This window comes from Myxosarcina sp. GI1, from assembly GCF_000756305.1.
GTDB lineage: Bacteria > Cyanobacteriota > Cyanobacteriia > Cyanobacteriales > Xenococcaceae > Myxosarcina.
Genome location: NZ_JRFE01000015.1, coordinates 47,748 through 64,416, shown reverse-complemented (window position 1 = coordinate 64,416; position 16,669 = coordinate 47,748). Strand labels below are relative to the sequence as shown.

The 16,669-nt window shown below is 37.6% G+C and carries 15 protein-coding genes; 9 read left to right on the top strand and 6 right to left on the bottom strand.

What is annotated here, in order from left to right:
* Positions 1-84 precede the first annotated feature (84 nt).
* Positions 85-582: a bifunctional nuclease family protein gene (locus KV40_RS10875; protein ID WP_036481011.1), complete on the bottom strand. Its 498-nt coding sequence runs from the start codon at positions 580-582 to the stop codon at positions 85-87.
* Positions 583-1,131: 549 nt separating this feature from the next.
* Between KV40_RS10875 and ribE the strand changes: the two genes are divergently transcribed.
* Positions 1,132-1,851 (top strand): riboflavin synthase, encoded by a 720-nt coding sequence (gene ribE, locus KV40_RS10870; protein ID WP_036481010.1) that lies wholly within the window; start codon positions 1,132-1,134, stop codon positions 1,849-1,851.
* Here the strand turns inward: ribE and KV40_RS10865 are convergent.
* The 4 genes from KV40_RS10865 to KV40_RS10850 form a co-directional block, all read right to left on the bottom strand.
* On the bottom strand, positions 1,820-2,803 hold the full coding sequence (locus tag KV40_RS10865) for a DNA polymerase III subunit delta' (protein WP_052055541.1): 984 nt from the start codon (positions 2,801-2,803) through the stop codon (positions 1,820-1,822). The two genes, ribE and KV40_RS10865, sit on opposite strands and share 32 nt — an antisense overlap.
* A gap of 4 nt (positions 2,804-2,807) precedes the next feature.
* Positions 2,808-3,251, bottom strand: coding sequence for an FHA domain-containing protein (locus KV40_RS10860; RefSeq protein WP_036481009.1), 444 nt, complete (start codon positions 3,249-3,251; stop codon positions 2,808-2,810).
* A gap of 90 nt (positions 3,252-3,341) precedes the next feature.
* Positions 3,342-5,708 (bottom strand): cation-translocating P-type ATPase, encoded by a 2,367-nt coding sequence (locus tag KV40_RS10855; RefSeq protein WP_036481007.1) that lies wholly within the window; start codon positions 5,706-5,708, stop codon positions 3,342-3,344.
* Positions 5,709-5,801: 93 nt separating this feature from the next.
* On the bottom strand, positions 5,802-6,845 hold the full coding sequence (locus tag KV40_RS10850; protein ID WP_036481266.1) for an aldo/keto reductase: 1,044 nt from the start codon (positions 6,843-6,845) through the stop codon (positions 5,802-5,804).
* A gap of 496 nt (positions 6,846-7,341) precedes the next feature.
* Between KV40_RS10850 and KV40_RS10845 the strand changes: the two genes are divergently transcribed.
* The 6 genes from KV40_RS10845 to KV40_RS10820 all read left to right on the top strand — a co-directional run bounded on the left by KV40_RS10845 (position 7,342) and on the right by KV40_RS10820 (position 13,279).
* Entirely contained in the window at positions 7,342-7,545 is a 204-nt protein-coding gene (locus KV40_RS10845) for a type II toxin-antitoxin system HicB family antitoxin (RefSeq protein WP_036481005.1), read from the top strand.
* The gene (locus KV40_RS10840) at positions 7,542-7,748 is read left to right on the top strand and encodes a type II toxin-antitoxin system HicA family toxin (RefSeq protein WP_036481003.1); all 207 of its coding nucleotides are present in this window, start codon (positions 7,542-7,544) and stop codon (positions 7,746-7,748) included. Before KV40_RS10845 ends, KV40_RS10840 begins: the two co-directional genes overlap by 4 nt.
* Before the next feature lie 3 nt (positions 7,749-7,751).
* Positions 7,752-8,552: an aminotransferase class IV gene (locus KV40_RS10835; RefSeq protein WP_036481001.1), complete on the top strand. Its 801-nt coding sequence runs from the start codon at positions 7,752-7,754 to the stop codon at positions 8,550-8,552.
* A gap of 630 nt (positions 8,553-9,182) precedes the next feature.
* Positions 9,183-10,439, top strand: a complete 1,257-nt coding sequence (locus KV40_RS10830; RefSeq protein WP_036481000.1) for a cadherin-like domain-containing protein — start codon at positions 9,183-9,185, stop codon at positions 10,437-10,439.
* Between the two features lie 278 nt (positions 10,440-10,717).
* The gene (locus KV40_RS10825; protein ID WP_036480998.1) at positions 10,718-11,947 is read left to right on the top strand and encodes a hypothetical protein; all 1,230 of its coding nucleotides are present in this window, start codon (positions 10,718-10,720) and stop codon (positions 11,945-11,947) included.
* Positions 11,948-12,292: 345 nt separating this feature from the next.
* Entirely contained in the window at positions 12,293-13,279 is a 987-nt protein-coding gene (locus KV40_RS10820; protein ID WP_036480997.1) for a DUF1194 domain-containing protein, read from the top strand.
* A gap of 76 nt (positions 13,280-13,355) precedes the next feature.
* Here the strand turns inward: KV40_RS10820 and KV40_RS10815 are convergent, their stop codons facing one another.
* The gene (locus KV40_RS10815; RefSeq protein ID WP_036480995.1) at positions 13,356-14,021 is read right to left on the bottom strand and encodes an HAD family hydrolase; all 666 of its coding nucleotides are present in this window, start codon (positions 14,019-14,021) and stop codon (positions 13,356-13,358) included.
* A gap of 105 nt (positions 14,022-14,126) precedes the next feature.
* Between KV40_RS10815 and thyX the strand changes: the two genes are divergently transcribed.
* Both thyX and KV40_RS10805 read left to right on the top strand, forming a co-directional pair.
* Complete coding sequence (thyX, locus tag KV40_RS10810) at positions 14,127-14,834, top strand: FAD-dependent thymidylate synthase (RefSeq protein ID WP_036480993.1); 708 nt, start codon at positions 14,127-14,129, stop codon at positions 14,832-14,834.
* A gap of 37 nt (positions 14,835-14,871) precedes the next feature.
* A complete protein-coding gene (locus tag KV40_RS10805; RefSeq protein ID WP_036480990.1) occupies positions 14,872-16,599 on the top strand; it encodes an ABC transporter ATP-binding protein in 1,728 nt (575 codons plus the stop codon).
* The last annotated feature ends 70 nt before the right edge of the window (positions 16,600-16,669 follow it).

The window sequence follows — 16,669 nt, the reverse complement described above, 5'->3', positions numbered from 1 at the left end:
TAAATTTGCTCGAACAAATAACAAAGGAAAAAGCCAAACACTTTTTCCTTTTGACTTCTAACTTTTTACTTCCGCGTAGCGGTACTAGTGTTGCTTGTAGCCACCTCGTTTGATTAGCTCCTCTGGACTGAGATCGGAAACAAATTCTTTAAAAGCCTCTCGTTCGGCATCATCAGCATCTCGGTCTACAGGAATTGAAGCATCGGCAATTACTTCTTCCATTACCCAAATTGGACAATCAGTCCGCAGAGCAATAGCAACAGCATCACTCGGGCGACAATCAATTTCTTTTTTGACTTCACCTTTTTGCAGACAGAGAACCGCATAAAATGTATTATCTCTCAAAGAATGAATGATAACTTTTTCCAGGTTCAAATCCCAACTGTCAAAAATATTCGCGATTAGATCGTGAGTGAGAGGGCGAGGGGGATAATGTTTTTCCAACGCGCTGATAATCGATCTGGCTTGCTCTTGTCCGATAAAAATAGGTAATGCTCGTCTTTCCGAACTATCTTTGAGCAGGATAAATGGACTACGACTAGCGGCTTCTAGTGCAATGCCAGCAACTTTCATTTCAATCATGGATTTAGCCTCTGAAGAAGTAACAATATCGGCAGAATATAAGAGCTAAAACAAGCAAAAATATCATAATGTCGATTTTTTTGCTCTAGTCAAAGATACTTCGTCGTAACACAACGGAGTTTGCTTCAACTTGGTAAAAATATGCTGAATGTATCATACGAGCCAAGCAGCAAAGCAATATTATTTTTTGAACGGGGCGGAATTTGGCGATCGCAGTAACTCTACCCTGTTCGGGTAAAGTCTGTTTCGACCTGGTAATGTTTAATCACAGTATGCCTTAATTTATTGGCGTTGACCAAGTCCTCCCGAAGTTAAAATAATATGTATAAAGCCTGTCTTGCAGAAATTTATTCATTTTTTCGGTTTAGGTAAAAAATTTATTTGAGCGCAAATAAATTGCTAGTGATAAGTTTCCCTAATATTTAGTATGCAATTTATAGGTCAATTGTTCCTTAAAAATTGGCAATTTTAAGCTTTTTTATGTATTTTTTAGTTGTTTACTATGTTACAACGGCTCGGTTCTCAAGTTAAAGTATTTTTTTTAATATTATGTTTACAGGTTTAATACAATCTCTGGGTTCGGTAGATACTGTAGGGCGAGATCGGTTGCAAATTTTGCTCGACGGAAGACAGGCAGCCTCAGTTTTAGAGGATTTGGCAGTTGGGGATAGCGTGGCAGTAGATGGAGTTTGTCTGACAGTAGAAACTATTAGCGATCGCAGCTTTATTGCCAGTGTTTCTCCCGAAACCTTAAATAGGACAATTTTAGGCGATCGCCGCCGCGCTGCTAAATACGCCAATTTAGAAACTTCTCTCAGGGCAGGAAGCAAAATCGGCGGACATTTTGTTACGGGACACATCGACGGCATTGGCTGTTTGCTTGAATCTAGCTCTAGCAACAACTCCTGGTTGATGCGTTTTGGCAGTCCCCCAGAAGCAAATAAATGGCAAGAGCGTATCGGACAGTATTTAGTTGCCAAAGGCAGTATTGCCGTCAATGGAATTAGTTTGACTATTGCCGAAATCGCTGGCGATCGCAGTTGGTTTAGCTGTGCCGTAATTCCTCATACCTATGCCGAAACTAATCTGTGTTATTTACAAAGCGGAGATTTAGTAAATTTAGAAAGCGATATTCTTGGTAAATATGTAGAAAGAGCGGTAAGGCAGAATCTTCAAGGTTTACTACCTGAAACAGCTATTAATGGTAATGCGATCGCACAACAAGAAGATATTGGTCTTAATTTCCTAACCGAACATGGCTATTTATAGTCAGTTTGTTGTTTACCAGAGATAAAAGTAGGCATTCCCAAACCAAACGGGGTTGAACGTGACCATTTAGATACTGACGTGCTGTTTCACAATGCTCGATCGTTTCTCGTGTCGCTCCTTGTTGCCAATAGTAGTTTTGTAAATAGTCGATTAGCCAAAGTTGCGCTGTTAAATCTAGCTCTGCATTAATAGTTTTGGCGAGTTTAAAAGCTTCTAAAGGACTTTGAGGTGGTTGTAACAACTGCCGCAGTAAATCTCGATCTATTTGCTGTAGCTGCTGCCAAGAAGCGATCGCCTGTCCTGGGCTTCCTTGGGCGATCTCCATGAGTTCGGAATGCTCTAAAATTTCTGAGTAGCCTTCCCGTTGGAGAATTGTTGCCAAATTACTTTCTGACAGGCGATAAAATTGGACGTGTTGACAGCGTGAAACCAATGTAGGCAAAAGTAAGTCTTTGTCCAGGGCTAGCAAAACTATAGTTGCGTTTCCTGGTTCTTCCAGGGTTTTTAACAAAGCATTAGCAGTAGGTTCTGTTAGAGTTTGGGTTGATTCAATAACTACCATCTGACGAGAGGCTTCTAAAGGATGGCGAGTTAAAAACCGCGTAATATCTCTAATTTGTTCGATGCGAATTTTAGGAGCGGTTTTAAATGATAAATTTTGCTCCATAGCGCGATCGACCGAGATTAATTCTTTTTTGTGTAGATAAGTAGGCTGCACCCACAACAAATCGGGATGTTGTTTGGCTCTAATTTTTTTAATCGCCTTAAGCTGTTTATCAAATGGTAAATTAGCAGTCAGTAACAGTTCGGCAAAACTTTTCACAGCTATTTTTTTACCAATGCCAACCGCACCATAAAATAAATATGCCGGCGCGATACGATTTAATTTTACAGCCTGCCATAAAAATTGAACTGCCCGATCCTGTCCGATTAAATTGGCAAAAGCATCCATTAAATTAATTGTCTACATCCAGTGAAGCATCAATCGTTGAAGGATCGATTAGGGTAATGTCAAAAGGATCGTCTGGGGGAATGGTCGGAAAAATATCGTATTGACGATATTGATAGATTGCATAAACCTGGGGACCAAATACTACCTTATCCCCATCTTTAAGATCGTGAAAGCGTACCTTACGACCATCTATTAACAAGCCATTGACGCTAACCTTGCCTTCAGAATCTCCATCAATAATCCGATAGTAATAACTGCCATCTTCACGCGATCGCTTGATAATAGTAGCGTGATGGCGGGATACAAACTGAGATTGCAACACGATGTTGCATTGCTTTCCTCTACCTAGAGAATAGTATTCTTCTCGCAGTAGAATTTCTTTTCGTCCTTTGCCATCAATGACGATTAATACGTGTTCTTCACGATGTTGTACGGGTTTTGCAGCCATTGATTAAGTAAGTTTGTAATGAGCGGATTACTTTTTGGTGTCTACTAAATCGCTTAAACTTCTAATTTTCGTCTTTCATTTTCACATAAATTATCGTTTAGTCGAGGAAAAATGAAGATTTAATAAAAGTGAATTACAAACAACTATTACCGAACTAAACGCCATTGCTCCTGCTGCCAACCCTGGAGATAAAAGTATTCCCGAACTAGGTAACAATATTCCTGCTGCCAGGGGGATTGCCAATACGTTATACGCTAAAGCCCAAAGCAGATTTTGCCTAATTTTATTGACGGTTGCCCGACTGAGTTCGATTGAGGCGATCGCATCTGCTAACTTATTCTGCATCAAAACGATATCGGCGGTTTCGATCGCTACATCTGTACTTTCTTGTAAAGATATGCCTACATCTGCTACTGCTAAAGCTGGCGCGTCGTTGATGCCGTCGCCAATAATAGCTACTGTCTGCGATTTTTGTAAAGATTTAATCGCCTCTGCTTTTTGTTCTGGTTTGACTTCAGCTAAGACTCTGTTTATCTTTAGTTCTTTTGCTACGGTATCTGCTACTTCTTGGCGATCGCCTGTAAGTAAAACTACTTCTAAACCCATTGACTGCAATTCTCGAACGGTTTGAGCCGCATCGGGACGTAGGGTGTCTTGTAAGGCAATTAATCCCCCTAATTTTTCTTCTACTCCTACATAAATAACCGTTTTTCCCGATCGCAATAGAGACTCTGCCCGACGTTGGCTGTCATCGTCAAGTTTAATATTGTGTTTGACTAACCAATCTTTATTACCCAAATAAACTTTTTTATCTGCTACCGTTGCCAAAATACCCAAACCCGATTCACTTTGAAAATCTTGTGCTTTCAGCATAGAAAGTTGTTGTTTTTTAGCATAGTCGATAATTGCTTTAGCCAAAGGATGATTGCTGCCATTTTCAACAGCAGCAGCTAACTGTAATAGGCGATTGCTATCCAGTTCGCCATAAGGTATACAGTCAGTAACTTGCGGATGACCGATAGTTAAAGTACCAGTTTTGTCGAAGACGACGGTATCTAATTGCTGGACTCGCTCTAAAATATCGCCACCTTTAATTAAAATTCCTCGTTCGGCACCGATACTCGTACCGACTAAAATTGCGGTGGGGGTAGCCAAACCCAGCGCACAGGGACAGGCGATAACCAATACAGAAATTGCTAGTTTAAGACTTAACAATAGAGGTGAAGTATTCATTACCATACCTCCCATAGTGTGGGAAGTGGTAACTAAAACTTCCGTCCAAACTGTAGTGCCGATAAAATACCAAAACAGAAAAGTTAATGTAGCGATCGCCATTACCCCATAGGCAAAGTAACCCGCAATGGTATCGGCAAGCTGCTGTACTGGAGCTTTATGAGTTTGGGCATCTTCAACCAGACTGATAATTTTAGCAAGAGTCGTGCGATCGCCAATTTTAGTTATTTCGAGCGTAATAACTCCAGATTGATTAATAGTACCTGCCTTTACCATATCTGAAGCTCGCTTCTCTACAGGCAAAGATTCTCCCGTCAGCATCGACTCGTCAATAGCTGTTTCACCTAAAACTATCTCCCCATCAACGGGAATTTTTTCTCCTGGTAAAACTCGCAGCCATTCGCCTATCTTGACTTGTTCTACAGGAATTTCAATTGCCGTTTCTGAATCATCTTTACTAACCAAACGGGCAACTGGTGGCTGCAAAAAGACTAGTTTTTCTAACGCCTGAGAAGCACGATTTCTAGCTTTTTTCTCTATAGTCCGCCCCAACAAGATAAAGCCCAGCAGCATTACTGGTTCATCGAAAAAGCATTCCCAACCTAGTTGGGGAAATACTAAAGCTATGCAGCTAGCCACATAGGCACTAACTGTACCCAAACCGACTAAAGTATTCATGTTGGGCATAGCACGAACTAAACCGCGCCAACCATCAATTATGAGCGATCGCCCAGGGATAAATATAGCTAGAGTTGCCAACCCCCAATGAAACCAAACATTACTCAGTACGGGAATATAGGGCAAACCAAAATGTTTGAGATGCCCAATACTGGAAAAAACTAATAATATCGCGGCAGTAATCAATTGGCGAACTTGCTGTTGCTGCTGCTCTTGGCGTTTGTTACGAGCATCATTAGCGGCTTGCCGAATGCTGCGATCGCTCTGTCGCAATTGCGTAGGAAAACCCGTTGCAGTTAGTTTTTCTGCTAGTGATTCTGGTTTGACAGTTTTAGCTTCGTATTCAACTACCGCTACTTCTGTAATTAGATTGACTTGAGCCGATACTACCCCAGAATTTTGTTCTAACTGATTTTCTACAGCCTTAACACAGCCAGCACACTTCATGCCCGACACGTCTAAAGCAATTTTTTGGGTTGCCGATAAATTGTTATTTGAAAAACTAGAAGTTGAAGTTGACTGTGAGGTTGAAAGAGACTTAACCATAGAAACAAGAGAATAATATCGAATTGCGAACGCGCTCTTATTATTTAAGATCTTAATTCATTCAGTATTAATTAAATACTAAAAGCAGTTTAACTATGAATCGATATATCCCAACCATTCGGGGTTTTTAGCTGTACCGTCAAATTTATATGAGGTTTTAAATAGCTCGTACTTACCTGTAGCTGCTGCTTCGCGGGTGCGATCGAGTAATGCACTTACTTGTTCTTCACTCATAGGTTCAAAGGTTTTGACCGCCTCAAATGCCTGGTCTAAAATCGACATTTTTTCAATACCCGTAATTACCGTCGAAGTGGGCAAATTCATCGAGTAATGAAGGCATTCAATGGGGCTAACGGTGTTACTCTGAAGAATGTAAGGATCGCCCATTGATTTCATACCCAATACGCCAATCTCATCTCGAACCAGAACGGGTAAAACTTGCCGTTCAAAACTTCTAAAGTGAGCGTCCATTACATTTAAAGGCATTTGTACTGCATCAAAACGGAAGTTATTCTGTTTGGCAATTTCTAGCATTCTGAGATGAACGTATGGGTCTTTATGTCCTGTAAAACCTATGTAGCGAACTTTTCCAGCTGTTTGAGCCTCTAATACTGCTTCCATCGAACCGCCTGGGGCAAAAACGCGATCGGGATCTTCCAGGCGAATAATTTCATGATGTTGCAGCAGATCGATGCGATCGGTTCGCAAGCGTTGCAGGGACTGGTCTATTTGTTCGGCAGCAGACTTTTTGGTTCGACCGTCAATTTTAGTCATAAGAAAAACTTTGTCGCGATAGCCATTTTGCAAAGCTTTACCCATTCTCAGTTCGCTACCGCCGTCGTGATAGTCCCAGCAGTTATCCATAAAATTAATGCCGCGATCGATCGCTTTACGAATTAGCGCGATTGCCATTTGCTCGTCTTTAGGTCTGCCAATATGATGACCGCCCAAACCAATTAGTGAGACTTTTTCTCCCGTGCGCCCTAATTGCCGATAGAGCATTTCTCCTTCTTTGACACCAACATTTGATACATCCTGTGCAAAAAGTGGCGTATATTTACTTGAAGCTGCCAAACCTGCGGCAACTAAACTCGATGCAGAAGCAAACTTAATTAAATTTCGTCTACCAATGTTCATTATTTTTCTTTTTCCGTTCGTTTTTAATGCTGATAAAAAATAATTAGCCGTAACAATTTTTCTCGCTAAAACAATAGTCAAATGGCTTTTTATCTATATACTTAACAAAGTCGATATTACTAAAGTGTCATTATCAATTTAGAGCGATCGCTTTATAGATGAAGCAAGTGTTGAGTCAAACTGCACTGCTAAATATGATTTCTCATATTATTTATCTATAACACGAACTTAGTTAGAAGTAGTCTAGCTCAAATATCTTGCCTTGTTTTGTCTATCAATATTTTTAATTTATTAACAAAATATACGTCTTAAGAATGATGATTTTATTATTTTTCGTTTTTGAAGCGAGTGTAGATGTCGGTTGTTTGAGTTACGTCAAATCAAATTAATAAATAACTGGCGATCGCTAGTAAATCAATAGCAAAACTCTGAATTTTTTAGATTACAACAAACATATAGATATAATTTTTATGATGTTGCATCGAACGTAATAATTATGAAACTAAAAGTTATTGTTCATCAAGCAGAAGAAGGTGGATTTTGGGCAGAAGTACCTGCAATTCCTGGCTGTGCTACTCAAGGAGATACTTTTGAAGAATTACTGCAAAATATTTATGAGGCAGTAGAAGGATGTTTGTCTATTGATGAAGCCGAGCTTAAATTAGATACTAATGCTCAAATCTTAGAGATTGCGGTATGAAATCTATTAGCGGCAAGAAATTTGCTAAACTACTCGAACGTCATGGATGGATATTGCTGAGAGTCAATGGCAGTCATCATATTTACGGAAAATCTGATAATCCACAACGAATTTCTGTTCCAATTTATGGTAATAAAGCTTTGAAAACTGGCTTGTTAAAGCATTTTTTGAAAGTAGCACAGCTTACTGAAGACGAGTTGTAAATAATGTATTGGTACGATGGCAAGCTGAGTCAACAAGATACTTTACAACTACACATTAATGAACCTGGATTACTCTACGGCGCAACTGTTTTTACCACAATGCGGGTTTACCAACAGTCTTTAAGCCATCCTCTCACTAATTGGAATGCTCACTGCGATCGCCTCAAACAAAGCCTAACAGTTTTCAATTGGCAACAACCAAACTGGCAGCATTTACAACAAGGTGTAGAAACTTTATTAGCTTCGTTTCCCGTCCTGAGAATAACTATATTTCCCAATGGACGCGAACTAATTGTCGGGCGTAATTTGCCTTTAGACTTAACCCAACGCCAACAGGGAATTACCGCTTGGTTAGCAGCAGACAATTTATTTCGTCGCGACATTGCTACTTACAAAACGGGTAATTACTTAGGCGCGTACTTAGCTTTACAAAAAGCAAATAAACACGGTGCTAAAGAAGCAATATTAATAGACACTAACGGTAATTGGCTGGAAACCAGTACGGGCAATCTTTGGGGTTGGCACGACGGTTGTTGGTACACTCCAGCTTTAGCTAGCGGTATCTTACCAGGAATAGCCCGATCGCAACTATTAAACTATCTCCGCCAGCAAAATATCGCCGTTCGCGAAAACATCTGGACTCTTGAGTTTGTTCGTGGTTTACAAGCACTCGCCTATAGTAACTGTGTAGCAGAAGTTGTTCCCATTCTTAGTGTTACGGGTGAATGCAATCGGACATTCGCTAAAAACCAGATATACGAACAGTTACGCAGCTATTTTTTGAGCCTTACTAAACCCGATTAGTATAAATCATTTTTACAGTCGAGCAAAAACTTCTTTAAGTCCCCCAAAGTTGGGGGATTTAGGGGGCGTTACAAAAGTAACCTACATGACGATAATTTAGTATTACTAAAATAGCGCGATCGCTGTAATTTTATAAATTCTCAAATATTACTAAAATCATTATATTTGTAGCTTTAAAGCATTTCATAATACAGCAATACAACTGTACAAGGGTATTTTTAAAATATTGAGAATACTTGGTTTTTAAGCAATCTAATGTCAATTTGTATGGGTAAAAAAGTCCGAACCAGTATTATTTATCTTTTGCTATTTAATTATTTTTTCGCTATCTGGTATCAAATCACAGCTACAAAAAAAATATCTTGATAGAAGTAAATAGAACGGAAAAAACTAAGCAATTTAAATCAATTATTTATTCGCTTTAGTTTTTATCTTCATTAAAAACTCATTTTGTTTACCTAGCTTTAATCACTGCTTCATAATCAAAAATCGGTGTTTTCTTGAATTTACTAATGTTATTTACCACTGCTATTCTTGATTTAAATCAAACCACTAAAACTAACTTCTAAATCGAAATTACAAATTTAATAGCTTCAAAACACATATCAAATTTCAAAAGGAACCACAAACATGTCTAATTTTATTAATCTTAAAAAATTTACTGCCAATACTTTAGTTGGTGTTGCTTTAACTGGAGCCTTAATTTCGCAGTCTAGTCTTAATACAGCTAACGCACAGATAATTGATAATAATAATGGTCACGGAAATAACTGCGATATTAATATTACCATTGGGTCGAGACAATATACTATAGAAAAATTTGACCCTAGCAACCCTGGTAACGGAGACAAGCTCACCAAAATATTGAAAAAAGCTGGCTTGACTAAGCCCAGTGACATTTCCACAGCAATAGAAATGATTAATAAAGGGAACTACGATTACAAAAAAGATGAAAGCTGTAGTCTTAGTGCGGATATTGTAGTTACAATAGAACTTCCTAAAACTCAAACTAGTCAGTTATCGAGTAATAACTATTATGTAGTTGATTTTAACAGTCTTTCTGGAACAGCAGGGTTTAGTAAAACTAATGGTACCACCACTTATCAATACAATGGAGGCTTAGAGATTAAAACCAGAGATCAATGGGGTGGTGCTAATGGTTCAAAATATATCACCCAGGCTTCTGGTCAGAGAAGCTATAGTTTAACAGTCAACCAAGATCAAAGATATTTCGGTTTTTGGTGGTCGGCAGGGGATGCTTACAATAAAATAACTTTTAAAAATGATGGAAAAGAGGTTGCTGTTTTTAAAACAGAAGACTTAGTGAACTTTATTAATAGCTCTGGAGTCAAAGATACCCAGGCATACTATGGCAATCCTAACGGTGGTTACGGTAACAACGGACACCTAAAAGAACCATTTTCTTTTGTCAACTTATTTTTCAATGACAAAGCATACGACGAAATTGTTGTTGAAACCTTAACAGGTAGTGGTGCCAAATTTGAATCAGATAACCATACTTTCTCTGCTAACAAACAACTAATGAGAGGAATAGTTATTCCAGATACGAATCTCGATCTCGATCCTAACAACCCTCCTGGTATAGTAGACGATAGCGCTGAGACAATAATGAATAACTCAGTTTTGATCGATGTATTAGCCAACGACAGCGACTCTGATGGAGACATCTTAAACATACAAAATGGAAAAGTAACTACTCCCATTAATGGAACTGCTGTGGTTGAAAATCACGATGGTATTAAAAAAATTAGATATACTCCCAATGCAAACTTTTATGGTGATGATAGTTTTGAGTATACTGCTGTCGATCCAAAAGATGGTATTGGTACAGCTACAGTCAATATTAAAGTTATTCCTACTGACTAGTACTGACCACGATTAAAACACTAAATTACTTAATTTTTAAAGCGATCTCCTAAAAAAGATCGCTTTTTTTATAATTTTTATTTTCTTTATTAAAAACTTAATTTATATACTTAGTTTTAATTATTATTTAATAATAAAAGTTAGTATTTTCCTGAATTTACTAACTCTAATATTTATTGCTACTTTAGATTTAGCTATATCGATTGCAACCAATAATAAACCCTGTATTTGTAATTAATGACTTCAATACATTTTGAATCTAAAAACAAACTTAAAATATGTCTGATTCTATTAAAAAAATAGCTTCTGCTAGCTTTGTTGGTTTACTAATGACAGGTTCTGTCTTTACCCAACCAGCAGGATCGCAGTCTACCGCACCAGTAGGAATTGATTCTTTAGATACATCTAAAGAAAATGCTACATCTTCGACTTTAGATGTTTGCGATCAAAATGGAAGTAATTGTAGCTCTCGTAATTTTGGTACTGGAAAAAATATTAAACTTAATGGCTTTACAGTTGGCGATCGCGACTATAAAATTTTTGAACTTGTAGATAAAGTTAAATTTCAAAGAAAAGACAATAATTTTGTTACTGGCGAAAGACATATATATTTTTTAGAAGAAGATTCCAATGGTTCCATAGCTAGTTCTGCCATATCTACAATGGAAGAAGCAGTAAGAAGTGAATTTATTAACGGTGGAACAGATAATGTTTTTTCTAACAATTCTTCTGGTGCCGTAAATTACAATAATATAGAAAGAGTCGATTTTATCGTCGAAGATGGCTTTAAAGCCACCAGCAATTATGTCAACAATACTGGGTTTTTACTTTTAGAACGCGGCGGCAACGATCCATTTAAAATTGCAGCTATTACTGGTATGGATGCAAATGGTAATCCCAACAAGTTTGGAAATTTAATTAGCGTTTCTAAAGACACTTGGGGACAGTCTGAAATTAAATTAGATACCTCAGTTTTTCAGAATCAATCAGCTTGGAGTAGTTCCAGACTAACTGATGACAGTGTCAGCACACAATACATCAATGGTATTTTTGTTTCTATTGCTTCTTTAGGAATTATTGCCGACCAAATCATTTATGGTTATGCCGTTTTTCCTAATGATATCAATTCAAGCAACGATCTAGTAGGACTTACAGATTTTCCTTTAAACACTGATTCTTCTTCGGGACAAGGCGGACTAGATTTAATTTCTAGTGGCGGAATTTTTATACCCGATGATGCTCCTGGAGACGAGCCATTTTTAAGCTTTGCTTGTAGTTTAGATGACGGAAATAATGGACATGGTAACGATCCGTATGTAAACGTTACTACAGATAATGGCATTAATGTAGCTGGACATTTTGATATGACTAATCCTGGTAACTCATTGAGTCAACGTATGGATATGGCTATTGATAATAAAGATGTCGAGTACAATAGTTTATCTTTAGCTCAAAAACAAGAAGTTTTAGACGCATTAGCAGAAAAAGTATGTGTCTTTGCCGATTAGTTTTCGGTCGAAGTTAGTATCTGTAATGGGAAATAGCAATTTACATACTATAAAGCACTTACTTTTTTCCAGCTAAATAACGATAAATAATAATAGTAGCAATAAATTAACCATGATTTAAATTCTGTCAAAAAATAAATGATAAATTTGCTGCAATTTTATTAAAAAACAAGCAATAGCAACTTTATATTTGTATCGAATAATTTTAGCCGGTCTTGAAACAACTCTGCTATTAAAATAAACCGATCTATTCTCAAATATAAATTTGAAACTTGCTAAAAATATTTGTTTTTCTATTAAAAGACAATATCGAAAACCATTTATAAATATCAAAAAATTTATAAGATGCTTAACTATATTAATTTGAAAAAACTAACTACCATCGCTTTATTATCTGCTGTAGCCACAGTTTCATGTTCTTTTAGTAAGAGTTCCCTAAGTTTCGCCACAGATGTTACCAGCAGTGTAACTCCTGTTAGTGTTGAATTAGTTTTGGCAGTGGATGTCTCTACAAGCATTAACGCTACAGAATTTGGTTTGCAGCATAACGGCTATATTAACGCTTTTAAAAGTGAAGAAGTTAAAAACGCTATTAAAGAATTACCCAACGGATTAGCTGTTACTATGATGTTTTGGAGTTCTAATAGAAATGCAAAAGTATCGAGGTATGATATTGGTTGGTATAAACTAGCTAAAAACTCCAGCGGCACAATAGACGGATTACCAGAATTTGTTAGTAAATTAGAAAGCATTAGTAGAGAAGTAATAAGTGACGAAAACCGAATTACTATCGGCACAGAGACTATAGTAATAGAAAATGGAACCGATCTCGCTCATGCTATTACAGCATCAAAAGAACTGCTCGATAGTAACAACTATACGGGAGATAATTCGGTTATCGATGTATCTGGTGATGGTTTTGCTGATGATACGCCTATTGATAGTGATGATATAGCTTACGTTGATACGTACATTAGTAATAACAATTTAAGTATTAGTAATTATTTAACGGGTCGAACTAAATGTAACTACGGGCATATTGGAGACAAAGTAGAAGCAAACGAAGTTGAAGTCAAACACGTTTTTTGTCCTCCAGTTTTAGAAGCAAGAAAGGCTGCGGTAGATGCAGGTATCAAAATAAATGGTTTACCTATTGTCGCAACATCTTCTAACGCAGATAGAGAAGACGAAGTAGATCGATACTATCAAAACAATGTTGTTGGTGGAGACGATGCTTTTTATATAACTGCTACTTTTGAAACTTTCTCTCAAGCAATTACCCAAAAAATAAGTTGTGAAATTCAAGATTTAAATTGTTTTTTTGCTGATTAATTGGTTTGTTTATCAAAGAAAAGAGATCGCTTTACTGACAAGCGATCTCTTTTAATGATAAGATTAATTAATACAATTACAATTCATAAATTAATTTATTAATTAATTCTTCCACTCCCAAACCTCTTTCTCCTTCGGTTACAAGATCTGCTTGAGCTTTAACTTCTGGTAGAGCATTGCCCACAGCTACCCCCAAACCACACAAATCTAATAAATCCAAATCGTTTTCGGCATCTCCCACGCCAACTACAGCTTTTGGCGATATTTGCAACTGTTCCAAAGCCGTTTTCATACCGTAAGCTTTATTAACACCAGTTGGTAAAATCATTAATGCTCTTTTGTTGGGAATTATTTGTAAAGGTAGATTCAATTCTCGAATTGTGTTTTCAATTATGGTGCGATCTTCTTGCCAGGCACCGATAATTCCTTCTCCCATAGCAACCTTAGAAACTCCCTGCTGTTTGAGGCGATCGCAAAACTCCTGAGAAACTGGTTGACAGAGTAACTGAGACTCTTTGGTTTGAGGATAATAAATTAGCGCACCGTTTTCTGCTACCGCTAGATCGAATAATTCTAGATGGTCAAATATCTCTAATAGAGAAGGTATTCTTCTTCCAGTAGCTAAAATTAGCTTAATTCCTCGCTGTTTGAGTTCTAATAGAGCTTCGATAGTAGAAAGATCTACTACGCCATCGGTTGCTAGAGTACCGTCATAATCGCTAGCTAAAGCTAAATATTGCATAAAAAAAATGAAGTTTTACTAGAAGCGATCGCTTTTACTTTACCTAGTTGTGATTTCAAGCTAATAATAATTTACTGATAAAGATCGAGCAACAAAAAGATAATCATGACTTGGATAGATCCATTACAGGATGGAAAAAGCCGTATCGAGCTAATCGATTATATGGGAAGCGACTTAAGCATAGTTAACGATGCTCGCGCGAGTTTTGAGAAAAGCTCGGTAAAATTAAGCGAAAAAGACGCTAAATTGATTAATTATTTGATAAAACATCAGCATACAAGCCCTTTTCGCGGTGTAGTCTTTAAGTTTAAAGTAAAAGCTCCCTTATACATTTGTAGGCAATGGTGGAAACATGTTATTGCCAGCAATCACAACGAAGAACAGTTAGGTTGGAATGAAAAAAGCTTCCGCTATGTGGCAATAGATGACAACAATGAATTTTATATTCCCCCAACTTTTAGGCAACAATCTGCAAATAACAAACAAGCTACAGAAGGCAGTTTGTCCGCAGTAGATAACGATAAAGCATTATATATTTATCGGCAACAGTGTGAAAATAGCTATGCGGCATATCAAGCTTTGTTAGATTTAGGTGTGGGACGAGAACAGGCGCGAGGAGTTCTAATTCCTGCGGTATACACTTCCTGGGTGTGGACGGTTAGTCTACAAGCTTTGCTGCATTTTATCGGTCTGCGTCGTGGTGCTGGCGCACAAAGCGAAATTGGGATGTATGCTAGTGCCATTACAGAATTAATTCTGCCTATCGTTCCTGTAGCGATAAAAGCCTGGTCGGATTATGAAGGACAATTTTAAATGTAAACTATGACATAAAACTATTTGGGCGATCGCATTGAAAACTCGTTTTAGTTACTGGCAACTCCTACCCTATATTCGCTCTCAGTATCTAACCATTTCTCTAGCGTTTATTTGTACTTTGTTGTTTACAGCTTTTTGGCCCATTCAGGCTTGGCTGGCAGGACAAATGGCAAAGTTTATCGGACAGGGAAATGTCAGTAATATTTCCAAATTGGCAGGATTGGCGGCAATTATCTTTTTGGTAAGAGGCATAGCACAATACGGACAAGATTCTTTAATGGCAAAGGCGGCTTTAAATGTCGCTTTAGAATTACGCAAGTCTATCTATGCACACTTGCAAAAGTTGAGTTTGAGCTTTTTTGAAGTTGCTAAAACGGGAGATTTATCCTATCGTTTGACCGAAGACATAGATCGCATTGGCGAAGTTGTCAATAATTTCTTTCACGACTTTATTCCCTGCGTTTTGCAGCTAGTTGTGGTTTTGGGATATATGTTTTATCTCAACTGGCAACTAACTATAGCTACTTTAATTCTCGCACCTTTAATGGCTTTGGTTATTGGTGCTTTTGGCGAAAAACTATTAAAATATGCTCGTCGCAGCCAAAACCGTATCGCCAATTTATCTTCTCTGTTAACAGAAGTGTTTAGTGGTATTCGTTTGGTGAGAGCTTATGCTGCTGAAGATTACGAACTAGAGCGTTTTAGCCACGAAGCCACGCAAAATAGACAAGCCAAATATTTAGCAGAAAAGGCTAAAGCAGTACAGTTTGTAGTTGTCGGTTTTTTATTGGCAATGAGCGTGGTCTTTATTTTTTTATTAGGTGCCTGGCAAATTTCCCAAGAAAATTTAACAGGTAGTGAGTTCGTAAGCTATCTAGCTGGTGTGGCTTTACTTATCGATCCTATTAGTCACCTTACCAGCAATTACAACGAATTCAAACAGGGTCAGGCATCAGTAGATCGCATTTTTGAACTGTTAGCAATTAAGCCCATAGTTATCGAAAAAGAGTCGGCAGCTACCTTAAAAACTATAACGGGAAAAGTCGAATTTATTGACGTTAGTTTTAGCTATTTAGCTGATAAACCAGTATTACAAAATATTAATCTCGTTGTCTGTCCTGGGGAAACTATTGCCTTAGTTGGTGCTTCGGGTGCGGGAAAATCAACTTTGGTAAACCTTTTGCCTCGCTTTTATAATCTTAATATCGGTCAAATTTTAATTGATGGTATAGATATTCGCGATGTCACTTTAAAAAGCCTCAGACAACAAATTGGCATAGTACCACAAGAAACTACTTTATTTTCTGGTTCGATTGCCCAAAATATTGCTTTTGGACAACCAAAATTCGATTTAGAAAAAGTAACAGCGGCAGCAAAAATAGCTAATGCCCATCAGTTTATTAGCGAATTATCTAGAGGATACGATACTTATATTGGAGAGAGGGGTGTAAGTCTATCGGGTGGACAGAGACAGAGAATTGCGATCGCTAGAGCAGTTTATCTCGATCCACGTATTCTAATTTTAGATGAAGCCACCTCAGCTTTAGACTCAGAATCTGAGGCTTTAGTACAAGAAGCAATGATGCGAATTATGCAAAATAGAACCGTATTTGTTATTGCCCATCGTCTGGCTACAGTTCGCAATGCCGATCGCATCTTAGTATTAGAAAAGGGTCGCCTGGTAGAAGTTGGCAAACACGAAAAACTTCTATCAAACAATGGTATATATGCTCGTTTTTATGCAAGACAATTTCAAAGTTAGTAGAGACTTTTCATAAAACGTTTCTCCAATAATTGCGCTCGCTTCCCGTAATATCTAGCAGTTTAAAAGT